Below are 16992 nucleotides of genomic sequence, written 5' to 3'. Positions count from 1 at the left end.
CGCCGGCTCAGCGCACTGATGCCAACGCCTTGTCCAGCTCGTCCGCCGGCACGGCGCCGGGCAGGCGGCGGCCGTCCGCGAGGAACACGGTCGGCGTGCCGCTCACGTTCATCGACTGCCCGAGCGCGAGGTTCCTGTCGATCGCCGCCGTATCGCAGGTGCCCGGCGCGGTCGGCGCGCGGCGATCCTGCATCCACGCTTCCCAGGCCTTCGCACGATCCGCTGAACACCAGATCGACTTCGACTTCGCCGTCGAATCCGGCGACAGCACCGGGTACAGGAACGTGTAGACGGTGATGTTATCCATCGACTTCAGCGTGCTTTCGAGCTGCTTGCAATACGGGCAGTTCGGATCGGAGAACACGGCGATCTTGCGGCTGCCGTTGCCCTTCACCACTTTGACGGCGTTCGCGAACGGCAGGCTCGCGAAGTCGATGCGGTTGGTTTCCGACAGACGCGCCTCCGTCAGGTTCTTGCGCGTCTTCGCATCGACCAGTTCGCCGAGCAGCAGATAGTCGCCTGCCGCGTCGCTGTAGATGATCTGCGAGCCGAGGTTCACCTCGTACAGCCCGGCGACGGGCGACTTCGACACGCTCTTGATCGTCGCTTCGGACAGGCGCGCCTGAAGGGTCGCCTTGAGCTTGTCGGTGGTCTGGTCGGCCTGCGCCGAGCAGCCAAGGCCAAAGGTCGCGACAGCCAGCGCGAGCGCGGCGATGCGGATACGTTTCTTCATATTGCTACTCCTGATTCATTCGGCGCGGCCGTTCGCGGCCCAATTGCCGCTCGTCCGCGCCCGTGTTCAAGTTCCACTGGGGTTGCCGTTCAGTTGCCGCTAAGTTGCCGTTCAGTTGCCGTTCGCGCGGTCAGCATCGGCGCCGTGTTGCCGATGGTATGCCTCGCGTTGGATCCTGTGCGTGGGCGGCGGCACTGTTCGACGCAAGTCGCGCGCTGCAGCATCCCGTCCGACTTTTGGCTCTCGTCAGCCCAGCGCCGCCGACACCAGCCAGCGCTTGACGAGCGGCTGCGCGCCGACGAACGCCATGCCCGTATTGCGAACCGCCCGCGCGATATTGCCCGGCAACGCGAACAGCCTTTGCAGGCCGTCGGTGGCGATGGTCAGCGCGCGGATGTCTTCGCTACGCGAGCGCTCGTACCGGCGCAGCAGCACCGTGTCGCCGATGTCGCGAAACGCCTCTTTCTTCACGATCACGTCGACCAGCGACGCCACATCGCGCAGACCGAGATTCATGCCCTGCCCGGCGAGCGGATGGATCAGATGCGCCGCATCGCCGACGAGGGCGACACGCGGCGCAACCAGCCGGTCGACTGTTTGCAGCGCGAGCGGAAAGCCTTTGGCGGGCGTCACGCAGTCTAGCTTGCCGAGCGCGCCCATCGTCGCGCGTTCGACTTCGGCAGCGAGTTGCGCGGGGTCGAGGCGGACGAGCGTGTTCGCGTGGTCGGTCTTCGCCGACCAGACGAGCGACACGTGGCCGTCCGGCAGCGGCAGCAGTGCGATGATCTCGCCATCGCGGAACCACTGATACGCGGTCTCGCCGTGCGGACGCTCGGCCCTGAAGTTCGCGACGACGCCCGTCTGCCTGTAGTCGCGGCGGTTCACTTTCGAGCCGATCTGCGCGCGCACCCACGAGTGCGCGCCGTCCGCGCCGACGACGAGGTCCGCTTCGAGCACGTTGCCGTTCGCGAGGCCGATCGTTGCGCCGCCCGTTTTCACGTCGAGACCTTGTGCGCGCGCATCGAGCCACGTGAGATTCGGCTGAAAGCGCAGCGCGGCGTCGAGCGCGTGTTCGATCAGCGACGATTCCCCAATCCACGCAAGCTGCGGCACGGATGCCTGGAACGCCGAGAAATGCAGTTCCGCATGTGCGTCGCCGTACACGCGCATGTCGTAGACGGGCGCGAGCCGCGACGCGTCGAGCGCCTGCCACACACGCAGGCGCTCGAGCAGCGCCTGCGAGCTTGCGGACAGCGCGTAGACGCGAGAATCGAACACGGCGTCGGCGGGAAGCGGCTGGCAATGTTGCGCGAGCAGCGCGACGCGCAAGCCGCTTTGCGTGAGCGCCAGCGCCGCCGTCTTGCCGACGAGCCCGCCGCCGATCACAGCGACATCGAAGGACTGATGGTGAGCATTCATCCGGGCATTATAGCCGGGAGGGGTCGCCGGGACCGGCCAGCCGGCCAGGGTCCCGACCCGGTTTGGGCATTGTTCGCGCGGCGATTGATGCAGGTCGGGCAAGTCGAATCGCTTATGCGCGCATACCCTGTCGTGCTCCGGCCGCGCACCGGACCGCCCGCTGTTCACCCCGCTGCCGCGAACGCGCCGCCGGACAGGGTTACAATTGCGGTTTTCGGTTATCCGGCACCCTTGGCGCGCCATTGCAGCGCGGCGGGTGTCGTACGACAGTCCGCGTGTGCCGCGCGTTTCCGGCGCCAGCGGACTTGCGGGCCGCGGCCAGCATCGCGCCGAGCAAAGCCCGCGCGGCAAGTCCGCTCCGTTCGCCGAAGCCCGTCATCACCTGATTTATAGAGAACCTCATGAGCCTCCAATGCGGCATCGTCGGCCTGCCTAACGTCGGCAAGTCCACCCTGTTCAACGCACTGACCAAGGCGGGCATCGCCGCCGAAAACTATCCGTTCTGCACGATCGAGCCGAACGTCGGCGTGGTCGAAGTGCCCGACGCGCGTCTGACGGCGCTCGCCGAAATCGTCAAGCCGGAGCGCATCGTGCCCGCCGTCGTGGAATTCGTCGATATCGCGGGTCTCGTGGCCGGCGCGAGCAAGGGCGAAGGCCTCGGCAACCAGTTCCTCGCGAACATCCGCGAGACCGACGCGATTACGCATGTCGTGCGCTGCTTCGAAGACGAAAACGTGATTCACGTCGCGGGCAAGATCGATCCCGTGTCGGATATCGAAGTGATCAACACGGAACTCGCGCTGGCCGATCTGGCAACCGTCGAAAAGGCGCTTACGCGCTACGCGAAAGCCGCGAAGTCCGGCAACGACAAGGAGGCGGTGAAGCTCGCCGCCGTGCTGGAAAAGGTTCGCGCGCAACTGGACCAGGCGAAACCCGTCCGCGGGCTGGAACTGACGGAAGAAGAGCGTCTTCTGATCAAGCCGTTCTGTCTGATTACGGCCAAGCCGGCGATGTACGTCGCGAACGTGAAGGAAGATGGCTTCCAGAACAATCCGCATCTGGATGCCGTGCGCAAGTATGCCGAAACGGAAAAGGCGCCTGTCGTCGCCGTGTGCGCGGCGATCGAAGCGGAAATCGCCGATCTCGCCGATGAAGACAAGGAAGTGTTCCTCGCGGACATGGGCATGGACGAGCCGGGCCTGAACCGCGTGATTCGCGCGGGCTTCAAGCTGCTCGGCCTGCAGACGTACTTCACGGCCGGCGTGAAGGAAGTGCGCGCCTGGACGATCCATATCGGGGATACGGCGCCGCAGGCGGCGGGCGCGATTCATACGGACTTCGAGCGTGGATTCATCCGCGCGCAGACGATCGGCTTTGACGATTACATCTCGTACAAGGGCGAGCAAGGCGCGAAGGAAGCAGGCAAGATGCGCGCCGAAGGGAAGGAATACGTCGTGCACGATGGCGACGTGATGAATTTCCTCTTCAACGTCTGACGAGCGATTGTCAATTGCGTTTGCGCCGCAGGCCATAACGACGAAAAAGCCGCGTTTTGATGACGCGGCTTTTTTTTGCTCTCGAATGCGGCAAAGAAATGCAGCTGCCGCCCGCATGGGGGCGACGCCTGCGCCGCGAGGCGCTATCGCCGATGCCCGCGCAAAGGCAAAGCGAACCGCTATCGCGGATGCCACCGACAGCGGCAAAACAGACCGCAATCGCGAACGCCAGCGATAGCGGTAAAAAAACAAAAGCAGACCAACCCCAAACCAAAGGCGTCGCAGACACAAGAAGTACAATACCGTTTCCGCCCGTGGCGCGCGCCACTCCGGCCCGCAGCGCCCGGTAGCTGCAAAAGCCGAATCCATTCAACTCCACGCCGTCCTGCATCTCGCCCCCGGCGGCGTCAACCCCAAACGCTCAAACAAATGGCCCAATACGTCTTCACCATGAACCGGGTCGGCAAAATCGTGCCGCCCAAGCGCCAAATCCTGAAAGACATCTCACTGTCGTTCTTCCCCGGCGCAAAGATCGGCCTGCTCGGCCTGAACGGCTCGGGTAAGTCCACGCTGATCAGGATCATGGCCGGCGTCGACAAGGATATCGAAGGCGAAGCCACGCCGATGCCGAACCTGAACATCGGCTATCTGCCGCAAGAGCCGCAGCTCGATCCGCAAAAAACCGTGCGCGAAGCCGTCGAAGAAGGCCTCGGCGACGTGTTCCAGGCTCAAAAGAAGCTCGACGAAATCTACGCAGCCTACGCCGAGCCGGACGCCGACTTCGACGCGCTCGCCGCCGAACAGGCGAAGTACGAGGCAATCCTCGCCACATCCGATGGCGGCAGCCCCGAGCAACAGCTCGAAGTCGCCGCCGACGCGCTGCGCCTGCCGCCGTGGGACGCGAAGGTCGAGCATCTGTCCGGCGGCGAAAAGCGCCGCGTCGCGCTGTGCAAGCTGCTGCTCGAAAAGCCGGACATGCTGCTGCTCGACGAGCCGACCAACCACCTCGACGCCGAATCCGTCGAATGGCTCGAGCAGTTCCTCACGCGCTTCCCCGGCACCGTCGTCGCCGTCACGCACGACCGCTACTTCCTCGACAACGCCGCCGAGTGGATTCTCGAACTCGACCGCGGCCACGGCATTCCATGGAAGGGCAACTACAGCAGCTGGCTCGACCAGAAGGAAGAGCGCCTGAAGCAGGAAGAGGCGTCCGAATCGGCGCGTCAGAAGGCGATCAAGAAAGAACTGGAGTGGGTGCGCCAGAACCCGAAGGGCCGTCAGGCGAAGTCGAAGGCGCGTATCGCGCGCTTCGAGGAACTGAACAGCCAGGAATACCAGAAGCGCAACGAAACGCAGGAAATCTTCATACCCGTGGGCGACCGCCTCGGCAATGAAGTGATCGAGTTCAAGAACGTCAGCAAGTCGTACGGCGATCGCCTGCTGATCGATGACCTGAGCTTCAAGATTCCCGCGGGCGCAATCGTCGGTATCATCGGCCCGAACGGCGCAGGCAAGTCGACACTGTTCCGCATGCTGACGGGCAAGGAGCAGCCGGATTCGGGCGAAATCGTCAAGGGTCCGACCGTCAAGCTCGCGTATGTCGATCAGAGCCGCGATGCGCTCGACGGCACGAAAACCGTGTTCGAAGCGATCTCGGGCGGCGCGGACGTGCTGACGGTCGGCAAGTACGAAACGCCGTCGCGCGCGTATATCGGCCGCTTCAACTTCAAGGGCGGCGACCAGCAGAAGATCGTCGGCAATCTGTCGGGCGGGGAGCGCGGGCGTCTGCATCTGGCGAAGACGCTGATCGCGGGCGGCAACATGCTGCTGCTCGACGAACCGTCGAACGACCTCGACGTCGAAACGCTGCGCGCACTCGAAGACGCACTGCTCGAGTTCGCCGGTTCGGTGATGGTGATCTCGCACGACCGCTGGTTCCTCGACCGCATCGCGACGCACATCCTCGCGTTCGAAGGCGATTCGCAAGTGACGTTCTTCGACGGCAACTACCAAGAGTACGAAGCGGACAAGCGCGCGCGCCTGGGCGAAGAAGCCGCGCGTCCGAAGCGTCTGCGCTACAAGCCGATCAGCCGTTAAGCGTTCGTTGCACAGCCGTCCGCAGACGGGCCGCTCATGCGGCTCGATGCTTTCGTGCGGACGGCATAAGAGTTGCTGCCTTGCCTCGCAGGATCTCATCCGAGTCCAGCTGTAATCAGCCCAGGCATCCACTGCCTGTGCCGCGCGTCACGCGCGGCAAATCTGCCGTACACAACCCGAACCACGGCCGCGCAAGGACGAGGAGGCAGCATGGCGATGTCGACGGGCAAGCGCGTGGTGTTGGCCATTGCAGGCGTGATCGCGCTGCTCGTCGTGATCGTGGCTGGCGGGTTGTACTTCGTCCAGCGTGACGTGAAAGAGCGCGTCGTCGACGCGCTCGCGCCGCTGGGCAGCGCGGAAAGCATCGACGTGGGCTTCTCGGCGGTGACGCTCAGCCGCGTGCGTCTGACGGCACCAAAAGACTGGCCGACAGCCGACGCCCTCACCGCCGACGAGATCACGATGACGCCCGACATCGGCGATCTGCTCCGGCATCGCATGCATCTGAAGAGCGTCGTGGTGCGCGGTTTCAGTCTGGTGCTCGTGCGCACCGCCGCCGGCAGGCTGGAAATACTGCCGAAGCTGCGTCAATCGATGAGCCAGCCCCGCAACGCCGCAAGCACGGCAAATGTCGCGAGCGGCGCGGCAGCGAAGCCGCCGTTGCCCGCGGAGAAACTGATCGATCACATCGCGTTCGCCGATGGGCAGTTCGTCTTCTACGACGAAATGATCAGCAAGCCGCCCTATAAGGTGACCGTCAGCGACGCGAGCGCGAGCGTCGACCACATCCATCTGCCCGATCTCACGGAACCGACGAATCTTGCCGTCAAAGGCTCGATCAAGGGTCCGCAGCACACCGGCAAGGTGACGTTCGACGGCTGGATGAAAATTGCCAGCAAGGACTCGCAGACGACCACGACGCTACGCGGCATCGACGTCGTCATGCTCGACCCGTATCTGTTGAAAAAGGCGGGCGCAAAGGCCCAGGTGACGGGCGGCACGGTCGACCTGAACATGCAGGCGACGGTGACCAACTACCACATCCACGCGCCTGGCACAGTCACGCTGCATCATCTGCAACTGGCCGGAACGGACGATCCCCTCGACACGTTCATGCAGATTCCAACCCGCGCCGCCGTCGCCGCGCTGAAGCGTCACGGCGATGACATCACGCTGCATTTCACGATAGACGGCAATCTGCGCGACCCGACGTTCAAGCTCAACGAAAGCGTGATGACGGAACTGCGCGCGAACTTCGCGAAGGCGCTGGGCGTCAGCGCCGAAGGCGTCGCGAAGGGCGCGGGTGAAACGGTGAAGGGGTTGGGCAACGCGCTGAAGAACCTGCTGGGCCAGTGAGGCCCACGGCAGCGCGCATCAGACAGGCAAACCAAGCGCCCGCAGTTTCGCCTCCGTCTCAGCGGCGTTCGTGTGGTGCACGCCATGCCAGCCGAGCGCCGTCGCGGCCTCGGCGTTCTTCACGTTGTCGTCGATGAAGACGAGTTCGTGCGGCTTCACGTCCGGCAAATGCGCGTGAATCCGGCGCAGCATCTCAGCGAAGATCGCGGGATCTGGCTTGACCATCTTCACGCGGCCCGACACGACGATGTCCTTGAAACGCCGCAGCACGGGATAGTGCTCCCATGCATATGGAAACGTCTCGCCAGACCAGTTCGTCAGGCCAAAGAGCGGTACGTCGGCGGCTTCGAGCTTCTCGACAGTCGCCACGCCGTCGTCGAGCACGCCGGCGACCATTTCATGCCAGCGCTCGTAAAATGCGCGAATCAGCGCTTCGTGTTCGGGAAACTTCGCGACCAGTTCCACCGTGCCTTCCGCGATCGGCTGGCCGCCGTCCTGGCGGATCACCCAGTCCATCGTGCAGACGTTCGTCAGAAACCAGCGGCGCTCCTCGTCATCGGTAATGAGCTGGCGGTAAAGGTACTGCGGGTTCCAGTCGATCAGCACGCCGCCGAAATCGAATACCACCGCCTTGATGCTCATGCGAACTCCGTTTGCAGAATGTCAGCGAGGGGACGCACGTTGACGCGCCTGCCCGTCATCGACGAATTGGCCCAGACGAAGTTCTGGTGCTCGACGATCTTGTCGGCGGCGAGGTGCGGCTTGTCGTGTGTCGTGTGAAGGTCGGCAACCACCGTCGTGCGCAGACCCAGCAACTCGGCGCGGCGTGCCGTCGCGTTGACGCAGAATTCGGTGGCGTAACCGCATACCAGCACGCTATCGATCGCTTGTTGCTGCAGTTGTTCCTTCAGATGCGTGTGCTGGAACGAATCGCCAACGGTCTTGTAGACGGAAGCATCCGTCTGCTCGCGAACCAGTCGGGCGGGCAACCGCCACGCGTCGCTGCCGCGCGCGAGCAGCCCGTTCGCGTCGCTTTCGTGCTGCACGAAAAAGACGGGCGCGTTCGCGTTGCGCGCGGCGGCCGTCAACTGGTTGATGCCGTCGATCACTTCGCCGCCCCGATATGCGGGCGACGGGCCGCCGAAGAACATCTGCTGCACGTCGATGACGATCACCGCAATTCCGGGCATGCGAGCCTCGTTACTCGTTGGTCATTTTTCAGGGAGGCCAGGCGGGCGGCGGGCAAAACGCCAGCCGCCGCCTCGCCGCGCAACGCGATCTGATTTCGCGCCGAAGCCCGCTAAACGCTTCGACTTGCGCTGGCGCGATCACGCAGCGAGTCGCGGCGCCAAGCTGCGCCGCGACTCGCGCCACGTGCGTCAGATCGGCTGGGTGCGCGCCTCGAGCCACGCCTTCGCGTCGCTCGACACATGCGGCGACACGCGCGTGCGAACCATCTCGTGGTACGCGTTGAGCCACGCGCGCTCGTCGTCGCGCAGCAGGTTCAGCGCAACGCAGCGCGTGTCGATCGGGCACAGCGTCAACGTTTCGAACTCGAGAAAATCGCCGAACTCGGTCTTTTCCGCCGCGCGGTTCAGCACCAGGTTCTCGATGCGGATGCCCCACTTGCCCGGCCGGTAGATGCCCGGCTCGATCGACGTGATCATGCCCTCTTCCATCGCCGTCCAGGCTTCGGCGGGCGCGTAGTGCGAGATCACCTGCGGGCCTTCGTGGACGTTCAGGAAATAGCCGACGCCGTGACCCGTGCCGTGGCCATAGTCCGCGCCCGCTTCCCAGATCGGCGCGCGCGCGATCGCGTCGAGCATCGGCGAACGGACGCCGCGCGGAAACTTCGCGCGCGACAGCGCCATCATGCCCTTCAGTACCGTCGTGAAGTCGCGTCGATGCTCGTCGGTGATCGTGCCGATCGGGACGACGCGCGTGATGTCGGTCGTGCCGCTCAGGTATTGGCCGCCCGAATCGATCAACAGCAGGCCGTTGCCTTCGATCGTCGAATGCGATGCGGGCGTCGCGCGGTAGTGCGGCATCGCGCCGTTCGCGTTGAAGCCCGCGATCGTCGCGAAACTCAGCGTCACGAAGCCCGGCCGTCGCGCGCGCGACGCCGTCAGCTTTTCGTCGATCGTCAGCTCGGTGACCTTTTCGCGGCCGAGCGCACCTTCGAACCACGCGAAAAACTCGGCGAGCGCCGCGCCGTCCTGCTCCATCGTCGCGCGCACGTGCGCGGCTTCGGCTTCCGTCTTGCGGGACTTGAAGAAGGTGGACGGATTCACCGCCTCGACGATCGCCACCGACCCCGGCACCGATTGCAGCAAGCCATACGTGATCCGGCGCGGATCGATGAGCAGCGTCTGGCCGCTGGGCAGCGCGGCGAGCGCGTCGGCTGCCTTCGCGTACGGCTCGACTCGAATGCCGTCGCGCGCCAGCGCTCCGGCGAGCGCCGCCGGCACCTTGCCGTCGACGACGAACAGCGACGCGCGCTCCAGCCCGATCAGCGCGTGGGCGACGAACACCGGGTTGTAGTTGACGTCCGCGCCGCGCAGATTCAGCAGCCACGCGAGGTCGTCGAGCGTCGAAATGAAGTGCCACTGCGCGCCCTTCTCCTGCATCGCGCGGCGGATCTGATCCAGCTTTTCGGTGCGCGAGACGCTGGCGTGCGGCGCCTCGTGTTCATAGACGGCGCCCGTCGGCAGCGACGGACGCTGCGGCCAGATCGTGTCGAGCAGATCGAGGTCGGTGCGCAGCGCGATGCCGCGCGCCGTCAGCGCATCTGTCAACGCCCGCGCCGCCGCGACGCCGAGCACCGCGCCGTCGACACCGACGGTCGAGCCCGGCGTCACGTTCTGCGCAAGCCAGTCGATATGCGGCGCTGTCTGCTGGCCGCCGAACATCTTCATCAGCTGGATGCCCGTGCCCGCCAGTTGCGCCTCGGCCTGAACCCAGTAGCGGCTGTCGACCCACAGACCGGCGAAGTCAGCCGTCACGACCAGCGTGCCAACCGAGCCGGTGAAGCCGGACAGCCATTCGCGCCCCTGCCAGCGGCCGGGCAAATATTCGGACAGATGCGGATCGGCCGACGGCACGAGCCAGGCGGCGAGCCCTTCCTGCTTCATCGCGCTGCGCAACTGCGCAATGCGTTCAGGGATCGAGGCGGTTTCGGGGAGTCGTACGTTCATCGGTTTCACCTGCAAGGAATCATCGACGGGAGAACAAGCCGACCGTCACGGCAACGGCAACGAGAGCGATAGCAGTGCAGACCGGCCATTCGAGCGTGTCGCCATCGTGGAAAAGCTGAGTGACGTTGCCCGCCATATGCGCGAGCACGGCGCCCGCCACGCCGACGAGCAGCGCCACCCAAAGACTCACGCGGCTCGCGCGCCGCAGCGGATGCAGCCACCAGCTGGCGGCGCCAACGACGGCGCCGAGCGCGATCAGTCCGGGCCAGCCCATCAGCGCCGGCCCCCCATCAAATTAAGACTCTTCTGATTGGCGGCTGTTATATCGGTGGCTAGCATTTTTTGCTCATTCACTAGAAGGTCAGCACGGCTTTCTGCGTAGCGGTTGAGTTTAGGGGCCGGGATAAGGTTAAGCAAGCCGACGCCTCCCGCGCCTCGCCCGCTGCGTCCCGCCCTCCGCCCATGCGAATCGCCCTTATCGAGCCAGACCTCCGGCATGCGGAAATCGTCAGCCGGCTATTGCTTGCCGGCGGGCATGCCTGTCACCATTTTCCCGCCAGCGCGCCGTTCCTCGCAGGCGCGGCGAACGAATCCTTCGATCTCCTCGTCACCGACTCGTTTTGCGGCGACGCCGCCGCGGAAGACGTCATACAGCGCGTCCGGCATGTGCTGCCGGGCTTGCCGGTCATCGTGCTGATGACGGCGCCGCGGGAAAGCGAACTGGTCGCCACGCTGCAGGCGGGCGCCGACGACTGTCTGTCGAAGCCAGTGCGGGGTCCCGAAATGCTCGCGCGTATCGAAGCGCTGATGCGCCGCGCGGGGGTGCGCCGCCCCCGTAACCGCGTGCGCGAAATGTTCGGCGAATATGCGTTCGACGCCGGCCGCTCCGTCGTCAGCTTTCGGGGACAGAGCGTGATGCTGACGCCGAAGGAACTGCAGTTTGCGCTGCTGCTGTTCACGAACATGTCGCGGCCCGTGTCGCGGGCGCACATCCTCGAAACCGTCTGGTCGCGCCGCCGCGACGTAAGGTCGCGCACGCTCGATACCCACGCGTCGCGCATCCGGACCAAGCTCGAATTGCGCCCCGAATTCGGCTACACGCTCACGCCGCTGTACGGCTACGGCTACCGGCTGGACCAGATTCCAATAGAAAACGCCGATAGCGCGGATAAAGCCCGCCCCAATGAAAGAATCGTGGAAACGCTATAATATTGGGCTTAACCATAGCCCTGACACGTCGCCTAAAACGCCGTAGCGTCCCCGTGCAACTGCTAACGATCGGAATCAACCACCACACCGCGCCCGTCGCCCTGCGCGAGCGCGTGGCGTTTCCGCTCGAACAGATCGCCCCCGCGCTCTCGACCTTCAAGAGCATCTTCCTCGGCCGCACGGCCCGCACGGCGCCGGAAGCAGCCATTCTGTCGACCTGCAACCGCACCGAGCTCTACTGCGCCACCGACGACCACGCCGCCCGCGAGGCCGCGATCCATTGGCTGTCAAAGTGCCACAACATCGCCGTCGACGAACTCGCGCCGCATGTCTATGCGCTGCCGCAGTCGGAAGCCGTACGCCATGCGTTTCGCGTCGCGTCCGGGCTGGATTCGATGGTGCTAGGCGAAACGCAGATCGTCGGCCAGATGAAGGACGCGGTGCGCACGGCGTCTGAAGCCGGCGCGCTCGGCACGTATCTGAATCAGTTGTTCCAGCGCACGTTCGCCGTCGCGAAAGAAGTGCGCACCACGACCGAAATCGGCGCGCAATCGGTTTCGATGGCTGCCGCGGCCGTCCGGCTCGCGCAGCGCATCTTCGAAAAGGTGTCGAACCAGCGCGTGCTGTTCATCGGCGCGGGCGAAATGATCGAATTGTGTGCGACCCATTTCGCCGCGCAGCAGCCGCGCGAACTGGTGGTGGCGAACCGCACGGCGGAGCGAGGCGAACGCCTCGCCGGCCGCTTCAACGGCCGCGCGATTCCGCTGTCCGAATTGCCCCTGCGCATGCACGAGTTCGACATCATCGTGTCGTGCACGGCGTCGACGCTGCCCATCATCGGCCTTGGCGCCGTCGAGCGCGCGGTGAAGGCGCGCCGTCACCGCCCGATCTTCATGGTCGACCTCGCGGTGCCGCGCGATATCGAGCCGGAAGTCGGCATGCTCGAAGACGTGTTCCTGTACACCGTCGACGATCTCGGTGCGATCGTCCGTGAAGGCAATGCGTCGCGGCAAGCCGCCGTCGCGCAGGCCGAGACGATCATCGAAACGCGCGTGCAGAATTTCATGCAGTGGCTCGACGCGCGCAGCATCGTGCCTGTCATCCGTCACATGCACACGCAGGCCGACGCGTTGCGGCGCGCCGAAGTGGAAAAAGCGCAAAAGTCGCTCGCTCGCGGCGAAGACCCCGCTGTCGTGCTCGAAGCGCTGTCGCAGGCGCTCACGAACAAGCTGATCCACGGCCCGACGCACGCGCTCAACCGCGCAAGCAGCGAAAACCGCGATACGCTCATCGAGTTGATGAGCGGTTTCTACAAACACGCCCATTCTTCGGAGCGTTAGCGGCGCTCGATGCCGCAGCATCGGACGGGCCGCCGACCAGGCCCGCCGGTGCTTCATCTGCCGTGTGCCGGGCTGTCATCCTGATTTTTGTCCCGCATCCCGAATCCAGCCGTTCTTTCCGGAGTCCGCTCCGACTGCCCCAATGAAAACGAGCATGCAAGCCAAGCTCGACCAGCTGACCACCCGGCTGGCCGAACTGAACGACCTGTTGAGCCGCGAAGACATCACGGCGAACATCGAGCAGTACCGAAAGCTCACGCGCGAACACTCGGAACTGCAGCCGGTCGTCGAGCACTACGGCCTGTGGCGCCAGGCGCTCAACGACGCGGCGACGGCGCAGGAACTGCTGTCGGATGCGTCGATGAAGGATTTCGCCGAAGAGGAAATCCGCGCATCGCGCGAGCAGATGGAAAAACTCGAAGTCGAGTTGCAGACGATGCTGCTGCCGAAGGACCCGAACGACGAGCGCAACATCTTCCTCGAAATCCGTGCGGGCACGGGCGGCGACGAATCCGCGCTGTTCGCCGGAGACCTCTTGCGCATGTATCTGCGCTACGCGGAACGCAACCGCTGGCAGGTCGAGATGATGTCGGCGAGCGAATCGGATCTGGGCGGCTACAAGGAAGTGATCGTGCGGATTGCAGGCGACGCGGCGTACTCGAAGCTCAAGTTCGAGTCAGGCGGCCATCGCGTGCAGCGCGTGCCCGCGACGGAAACGCAGGGCCGCATCCACACGTCGGCGTGCACGGTGGCCGTGATGCCGGAAGCGGACGAGATCGGCGAAGTCGAGATCAATCCCGCCGATCTGCGCATCGACACATTCCGCGCGTCGGGCGCGGGCGGACAGCACATCAACAAGACTGATTCCGCCGTGCGGGTGACGCATTTGCCGACGGGCATCGTCGTCGAATGCCAGGACGACCGCTCGCAGCACAAGAACAAGGATCGCGCGCTGAAAGTGCTCGCCGCGCGCATCAAGGACAAGCAGTACCACGAGCAGCACGCGAAGGAAGCCGCGACGCGCAAGAGCCTGATCGGCTCGGGCGACCGTTCGGAGCGCATTCGCACTTACAACTTTCCGCAAGGCCGGCTCACCGATCACCGGATCAACCTCACGCTTTACCGCCTCGAATCGATCATGGAAGGTGATCTCGACGAACTGATCGCGGCGCTCGTTTCCGAGCATCAGGCAGAGCTGCTGGCGTCGCTCGGCGACGCGGACTGAGCGGAGCGCATGGACCTGGTCGATACCGTCGCCACGTTGCTGCGCGCGTCGCCGCTGCCCGCGCTCGAAGCGCGCATTCTGCTCGGACACGCGCTCGGCTGGCGCCGCACGGAGCTGATCACGCGCGCCGACGTCGCGCTCGACCAGCAGAAAGTCGCGGCTTTTCGCGATCTCGAAGCGCGGCGTGTTGCCGGCGAGCCCGTCGCGCAACTGATCGGCTCGCGTGAATTCTTCGGACTCGACTTCGAAGTGACCCGCGATGTCCTGATTCCGCGGCCGGAGACGGAACTGCTCGTCGAAACCGCGGTTCAGGCGCTCGAAGGCCGCGCCGCGCGGCCGCGCGTGCTCGATCTCGGCACGGGCACGGGTGCCATCGCCGTGTCGATCGCGTGGTCCCGGCCGGATGCGCGCGTTTGGGCCGTCGACCGATCGGCGGAAGCACTGGCCGTTGCCGCGCGCAATGCCACGCGACTGCTCGAACCGAAGCGCCCCGGCGGCGAGTTGCAGTTCGCGCAAAGCGACTGGTACGCCGCGCTCGACGCCGCGCTCGTCTTCGACGTGATCGTCAGCAACCCGCCGTATATCGCGAGCGGCGATCCGCATTTGTCGCAAGGCGATCTACGCTTCGAGCCACGCGGCGCGCTCACCGACGAGGCCGACGGCCTGTCGGCGATCCGCGCGATCGTCGCGGGCGCGCCGTCGCGGCTGCTGCAAAACGGCGTGCTCTGGATGGAGCACGGCTACGATCAGGCGGAAGCCGTCCGTTCGATCCTCGCAGCGCACGGTTTCGCCGACGTAAGTTCGGCGTGCGATCTGGCCGGCATCGAGCGCATCAGCGGCGGGCGCTGGCCGGGCTGACGCGCCGAAAAGTTCGCGAGCGCGCTGCCCGTCCAGCCTTCGGCCGGCATCGGCGAAATCCGCTATCATTTGGCTCTATCCCCAACAAATACCGGAATCGCAAGGTCAGTCATGGACACGCAACAGCGCATCAAGCAAATCGTCGACGAAAACCCCGTCGTGCTCTTCATGAAAGGCAACGCGCAATTCCCGATGTGCGGCTTCTCGGGCCGCGCGGTGCAGATTCTGAAGGCATGCGGCGTCGATCAGTTCAAGACGGTCAACGTCCTCGAAGACGATGCCGTGCGCCAGGGCATCAAGGAGTTTTCGAACTGGCCGACCATCCCGCAGCTGTACGTCAACGGCGAATTCGTCGGCGGCTCGGACATCATGATGGAGATGTATCAGTCGGGCGAGCTGCAGCAACTCTTCGCCGCGGCCTGATTCACAAACGAAGGCGCCGCACGTCATGGAAACACGCGCTGCGGCGTCTCGCCGTCTCATCATCGCCATCACGGGAGCGACGGGCGCCATCTATGGCATCCGGCTGCTCCAGACGCTGCGCAAACTGGGCGTCGTCGAAAGCCATCTGCTGATTTCCAGCGCCGGGTGGCTCAATATCCAGCACGAACTCAAACTGTCGCGTGAAGACGTACATCCGCTCGCGGATGTCGTTCATTCCGTGCGCGACGTCGGCGCGAGCATCGCGTCCGGCTCGTTCGCGACGGACGGCATGATCATCGCGCCCTGCTCGATGAAAACCCTCGCGAGCGTCGCGCACGGCTTTTCGGACAATCTGATCACGCGCGCGGCCGACGTGACGCTCAAGGAGCGCCGCCGGCTCGTGCTGTTGGTCCGCGAAACGCCGTTCAATCTCGCGCATCTGCGCAACATGACGGCCGTCACCGAGATGGGCGGCGTGATTTTTCCGCCTCTGCCCGCCTTTTACAATCAACCGGCGACGATCGATCAGATGGTCGACGACACGGTGGCACGGGTACTCGATCTGTTTGCGCTCGGTCCCGCGCTCGCGCCGGCGTGGCAAGGGCTGAACGGGCCGTCTCAGTAATACGCGGTCATCCCCCGTCGATTCCCAACTGCCGCGAGGCAATCAAATCCCTGTCGCACCGTTTATCAAGCGGCAGTGCGGCCTTATATTTCAATCCAACGAAACTTTTTGGCCTTGATCGGCCCGCACCGCCATGACCCGCTTGCCCTCACTCTTTCTGTCGCACGGCGCACCGACGCTGCCCATCGATCCGTCGATGCCGCGCCGCGAATTCGCTTCGCTGTCGGCTGAAGTGCCGCGCCCGAAGGCGATTTTGATGCTCTCCGCGCATTGGACCACAGCGCAACCCGCTGCCAGCACGTCGGACGCGCCCGAGACGATTCACGACTTCTATGGCTTTCCGCGCCAGTTGTATGAGATCCAGTACCCGGCGCCGGGCGCCCCCGAGGTCGCGCGCCGCGCCGCCGCGCTGCTCGGCGAACAAGGCATGCCGACGGCGACGCAGCCGCATGGTCTCGACCACGGCGCGTGGGTGCCGATGCTGCTGATGTTCCCGCACGCCGACGTGCCCATTGCCCAGTTGTCGATACAGCCCCGGCTCGACCCCGCGCATCATTTCCGCGTCGGCCGTGCGCTGCGTCCGCTGCAGGACGAAGGCGTGATGATCGTCGGTTCCGGGCAGATCACGCATAACCTGCACGAAGCGGATTTCTCCGCGCGGCCTGAAGACGCCGATCCGCGCGTCACCGAATTCACCGACTGGTTCGAGACGCGTCTGGCCGCGCGCGATATCGACGCGCTGCTCGATTACCGGCGGCAGGCGCCGCACGCCGCGTTCATGCACCCGACCGACGAGCATCTGCTGCCCGTGTTCGCCGCACTGGGCGCCGCGCCGGATGACTACACGCTCGGCATCCAGTCGCTGGGCACGTTCCAGCGCTCGCTGGCAATGACGAACTACGTGTTCGGCAACGCGTAAGCGCCGTCGCCGCCTGCCGAGAATCGAGTAGGGGACGGGGTTACCCCCGTCGCCCTCTCACACCACCGTACATGCGGTTCCGCATACGGCGGTTCATT

17 protein-coding genes are annotated in these 16992 nt (G+C 64.9%); 10 read left to right on the top strand and 7 right to left on the bottom strand.

Going from position 1 to position 16992, the window contains the following annotated elements; translation table 11 throughout:
* Window positions 1-7: 7 nt before the first annotated feature.
* Window positions 8-733, bottom strand: a complete 726-nt coding sequence (locus J8I87_RS37020) for a DsbC family protein (protein ID WP_209937311.1) — start codon at window positions 731-733, stop codon at window positions 8-10.
* A 246-nt stretch (window positions 734-979) separates the two neighbouring features.
* Complete coding sequence (locus J8I87_RS37015) at window positions 980-2152, bottom strand: UbiH/UbiF family hydroxylase (protein ID WP_209937310.1); 1173 nt, start codon at window positions 2150-2152, stop codon at window positions 980-982.
* 401 nt (window positions 2153-2553) lie between these two features.
* Between J8I87_RS37015 and ychF the strand changes: the two genes are divergently transcribed.
* Window positions 2554-3648 (top strand): redox-regulated ATPase YchF, encoded by a 1095-nt coding sequence (gene ychF, locus J8I87_RS37010; RefSeq protein ID WP_209937309.1) that lies wholly within the window; start codon window positions 2554-2556, stop codon window positions 3646-3648.
* 10 nt (window positions 3649-3658) lie between these two features.
* Here the strand turns inward: ychF and J8I87_RS37005 are convergent, their stop codons facing one another.
* Window positions 3659-4039 carry a hypothetical protein gene (locus J8I87_RS37005; protein WP_209937308.1) on the bottom strand — a complete coding sequence of 127 codons (381 nt, stop codon included), beginning with the start codon at window positions 4037-4039 and terminating at the stop codon, window positions 3659-3661.
* A 38-nt stretch (window positions 4040-4077) separates the two neighbouring features.
* Between J8I87_RS37005 and ettA the strand changes: the two genes are divergently transcribed.
* Complete coding sequence (gene ettA, locus J8I87_RS37000) at window positions 4078-5745, top strand: energy-dependent translational throttle protein EttA (protein ID WP_209937306.1); 1668 nt, start codon at window positions 4078-4080, stop codon at window positions 5743-5745.
* Window positions 5746-5955: 210 nt separating this feature from the next.
* Window positions 5956-7101, top strand: coding sequence for a DUF748 domain-containing protein (locus tag J8I87_RS36995; RefSeq protein WP_209937305.1), 1146 nt, complete (start codon window positions 5956-5958; stop codon window positions 7099-7101).
* Window positions 7102-7119: 18 nt separating this feature from the next.
* Here J8I87_RS36995 and J8I87_RS36990 read toward each other — a convergent pair whose 3' ends face one another.
* The 4 genes from J8I87_RS36990 to J8I87_RS36975 all read right to left on the bottom strand — a co-directional run bounded on the left by J8I87_RS36990 (window position 7120) and on the right by J8I87_RS36975 (window position 10569).
* Entirely contained in the window at window positions 7120-7743 is a 624-nt protein-coding gene (locus J8I87_RS36990; protein WP_209937304.1) for an HAD family hydrolase, read from the bottom strand.
* Entirely contained in the window at window positions 7740-8291 is a 552-nt protein-coding gene (locus J8I87_RS36985) for an isochorismatase family protein (protein WP_209937303.1), read from the bottom strand. Before J8I87_RS36985 ends, J8I87_RS36990 begins: the two co-directional genes overlap by 4 nt.
* A 189-nt stretch (window positions 8292-8480) precedes the next feature.
* The gene (locus J8I87_RS36980; RefSeq protein ID WP_209937302.1) at window positions 8481-10295 is read right to left on the bottom strand and encodes an aminopeptidase P family protein; all 1815 of its coding nucleotides are present in this window, start codon (window positions 10293-10295) and stop codon (window positions 8481-8483) included.
* 19 nt (window positions 10296-10314) lie between these two features.
* Complete coding sequence (locus tag J8I87_RS36975; protein ID WP_209937301.1) at window positions 10315-10569, bottom strand: hypothetical protein; 255 nt, start codon at window positions 10567-10569, stop codon at window positions 10315-10317.
* Between the two features lie 188 nt (window positions 10570-10757).
* Between J8I87_RS36975 and J8I87_RS36970 the strand changes: the two genes are divergently transcribed.
* The 7 genes from J8I87_RS36970 to J8I87_RS36940 all read left to right on the top strand — a co-directional run bounded on the left by J8I87_RS36970 (window position 10758) and on the right by J8I87_RS36940 (window position 16894).
* Window positions 10758-11504, top strand: coding sequence for a response regulator transcription factor (locus J8I87_RS36970; protein WP_209937299.1), 747 nt, complete (start codon window positions 10758-10760; stop codon window positions 11502-11504).
* A gap of 53 nt (window positions 11505-11557) precedes the next feature.
* Entirely contained in the window at window positions 11558-12844 is a 1287-nt protein-coding gene (gene hemA / locus J8I87_RS36965; protein WP_209937298.1) for a glutamyl-tRNA reductase, read from the top strand.
* 142 nt (window positions 12845-12986) lie between these two features.
* The gene (prfA, locus tag J8I87_RS36960) at window positions 12987-14069 is read left to right on the top strand and encodes a peptide chain release factor 1 (RefSeq protein ID WP_209937297.1); all 1083 of its coding nucleotides are present in this window, start codon (window positions 12987-12989) and stop codon (window positions 14067-14069) included.
* 9 nt (window positions 14070-14078) lie between these two features.
* Window positions 14079-14927 (top strand): peptide chain release factor N(5)-glutamine methyltransferase, encoded by an 849-nt coding sequence (prmC, locus tag J8I87_RS36955; protein WP_209937296.1) that lies wholly within the window; start codon window positions 14079-14081, stop codon window positions 14925-14927.
* Between the two features lie 111 nt (window positions 14928-15038).
* Complete coding sequence (gene grxD / locus J8I87_RS36950) at window positions 15039-15350, top strand: Grx4 family monothiol glutaredoxin (protein ID WP_054918684.1); 312 nt, start codon at window positions 15039-15041, stop codon at window positions 15348-15350.
* A 25-nt stretch (window positions 15351-15375) separates the two neighbouring features.
* The gene (locus J8I87_RS36945) at window positions 15376-15975 is read left to right on the top strand and encodes a UbiX family flavin prenyltransferase (RefSeq protein ID WP_209937295.1); all 600 of its coding nucleotides are present in this window, start codon (window positions 15376-15378) and stop codon (window positions 15973-15975) included.
* Between the two features lie 133 nt (window positions 15976-16108).
* Window positions 16109-16894 carry a class III extradiol ring-cleavage dioxygenase gene (locus tag J8I87_RS36940; RefSeq protein WP_209937294.1) on the top strand — a complete coding sequence of 262 codons (786 nt, stop codon included), beginning with the start codon at window positions 16109-16111 and terminating at the stop codon, window positions 16892-16894.
* Window positions 16895-16992: the final 98 nt, after the last annotated feature.

The organism is Paraburkholderia sp. LEh10, from assembly GCF_017814945.1.
Lineage (GTDB): Bacteria > Pseudomonadota > Gammaproteobacteria > Burkholderiales > Burkholderiaceae > Paraburkholderia.
The sequence above is the reverse complement of the archived record's forward strand: the minus strand, read 5'-3'. Positions and strand labels throughout refer to the sequence as shown.

Coding starts and splice junctions, on each gene's coding strand:
- J8I87_RS37020 (WP_209937311.1), bottom strand. CDS start 733: ATGAAGAAACGTATCCGCATCGCCGCGCTCGCGCTGGCTGTCGCGACC.
- J8I87_RS37015 (WP_209937310.1), bottom strand. CDS start 2,152: ATGAATGCTCACCATCAGTCCTTCGATGTCGCTGTGATCGGCGGCGGG.
- ychF (WP_209937309.1), top strand. CDS start 2,554: ATGAGCCTCCAATGCGGCATCGTCGGCCTGCCTAACGTCGGCAAGTCC.
- J8I87_RS37005 (WP_209937308.1), bottom strand. CDS start 4,039: ATGCAGGACGGCGTGGAGTTGAATGGATTCGGCTTTTGCAGCTACCGG.
- ettA (WP_209937306.1), top strand. CDS start 4,078: ATGGCCCAATACGTCTTCACCATGAACCGGGTCGGCAAAATCGTGCCG.
- J8I87_RS36995 (WP_209937305.1), top strand. CDS start 5,956: ATGGCGATGTCGACGGGCAAGCGCGTGGTGTTGGCCATTGCAGGCGTG.
- J8I87_RS36990 (WP_209937304.1), bottom strand. CDS start 7,743: ATGAGCATCAAGGCGGTGGTATTCGATTTCGGCGGCGTGCTGATCGAC.
- J8I87_RS36985 (WP_209937303.1), bottom strand. CDS start 8,291: ATGCCCGGAATTGCGGTGATCGTCATCGACGTGCAGCAGATGTTCTTC.
- J8I87_RS36980 (WP_209937302.1), bottom strand. CDS start 10,295: ATGAACGTACGACTCCCCGAAACCGCCTCGATCCCTGAACGCATTGCG.
- J8I87_RS36975 (WP_209937301.1), bottom strand. CDS start 10,569: ATGGGCTGGCCCGGACTGATCGCGCTCGGCGCCGTCGTTGGCGCCGCC.
- J8I87_RS36970 (WP_209937299.1), top strand. CDS start 10,758: ATGCGAATCGCCCTTATCGAGCCAGACCTCCGGCATGCGGAAATCGTC.
- prfA (WP_209937297.1), top strand. CDS start 12,987: ATGAAAACGAGCATGCAAGCCAAGCTCGACCAGCTGACCACCCGGCTG.
- prmC (WP_209937296.1), top strand. CDS start 14,079: ATGGACCTGGTCGATACCGTCGCCACGTTGCTGCGCGCGTCGCCGCTG.
- grxD (WP_054918684.1), top strand. CDS start 15,039: ATGGACACGCAACAGCGCATCAAGCAAATCGTCGACGAAAACCCCGTC.
- J8I87_RS36945 (WP_209937295.1), top strand. CDS start 15,376: ATGGAAACACGCGCTGCGGCGTCTCGCCGTCTCATCATCGCCATCACG.
- J8I87_RS36940 (WP_209937294.1), top strand. CDS start 16,109: ATGACCCGCTTGCCCTCACTCTTTCTGTCGCACGGCGCACCGACGCTG.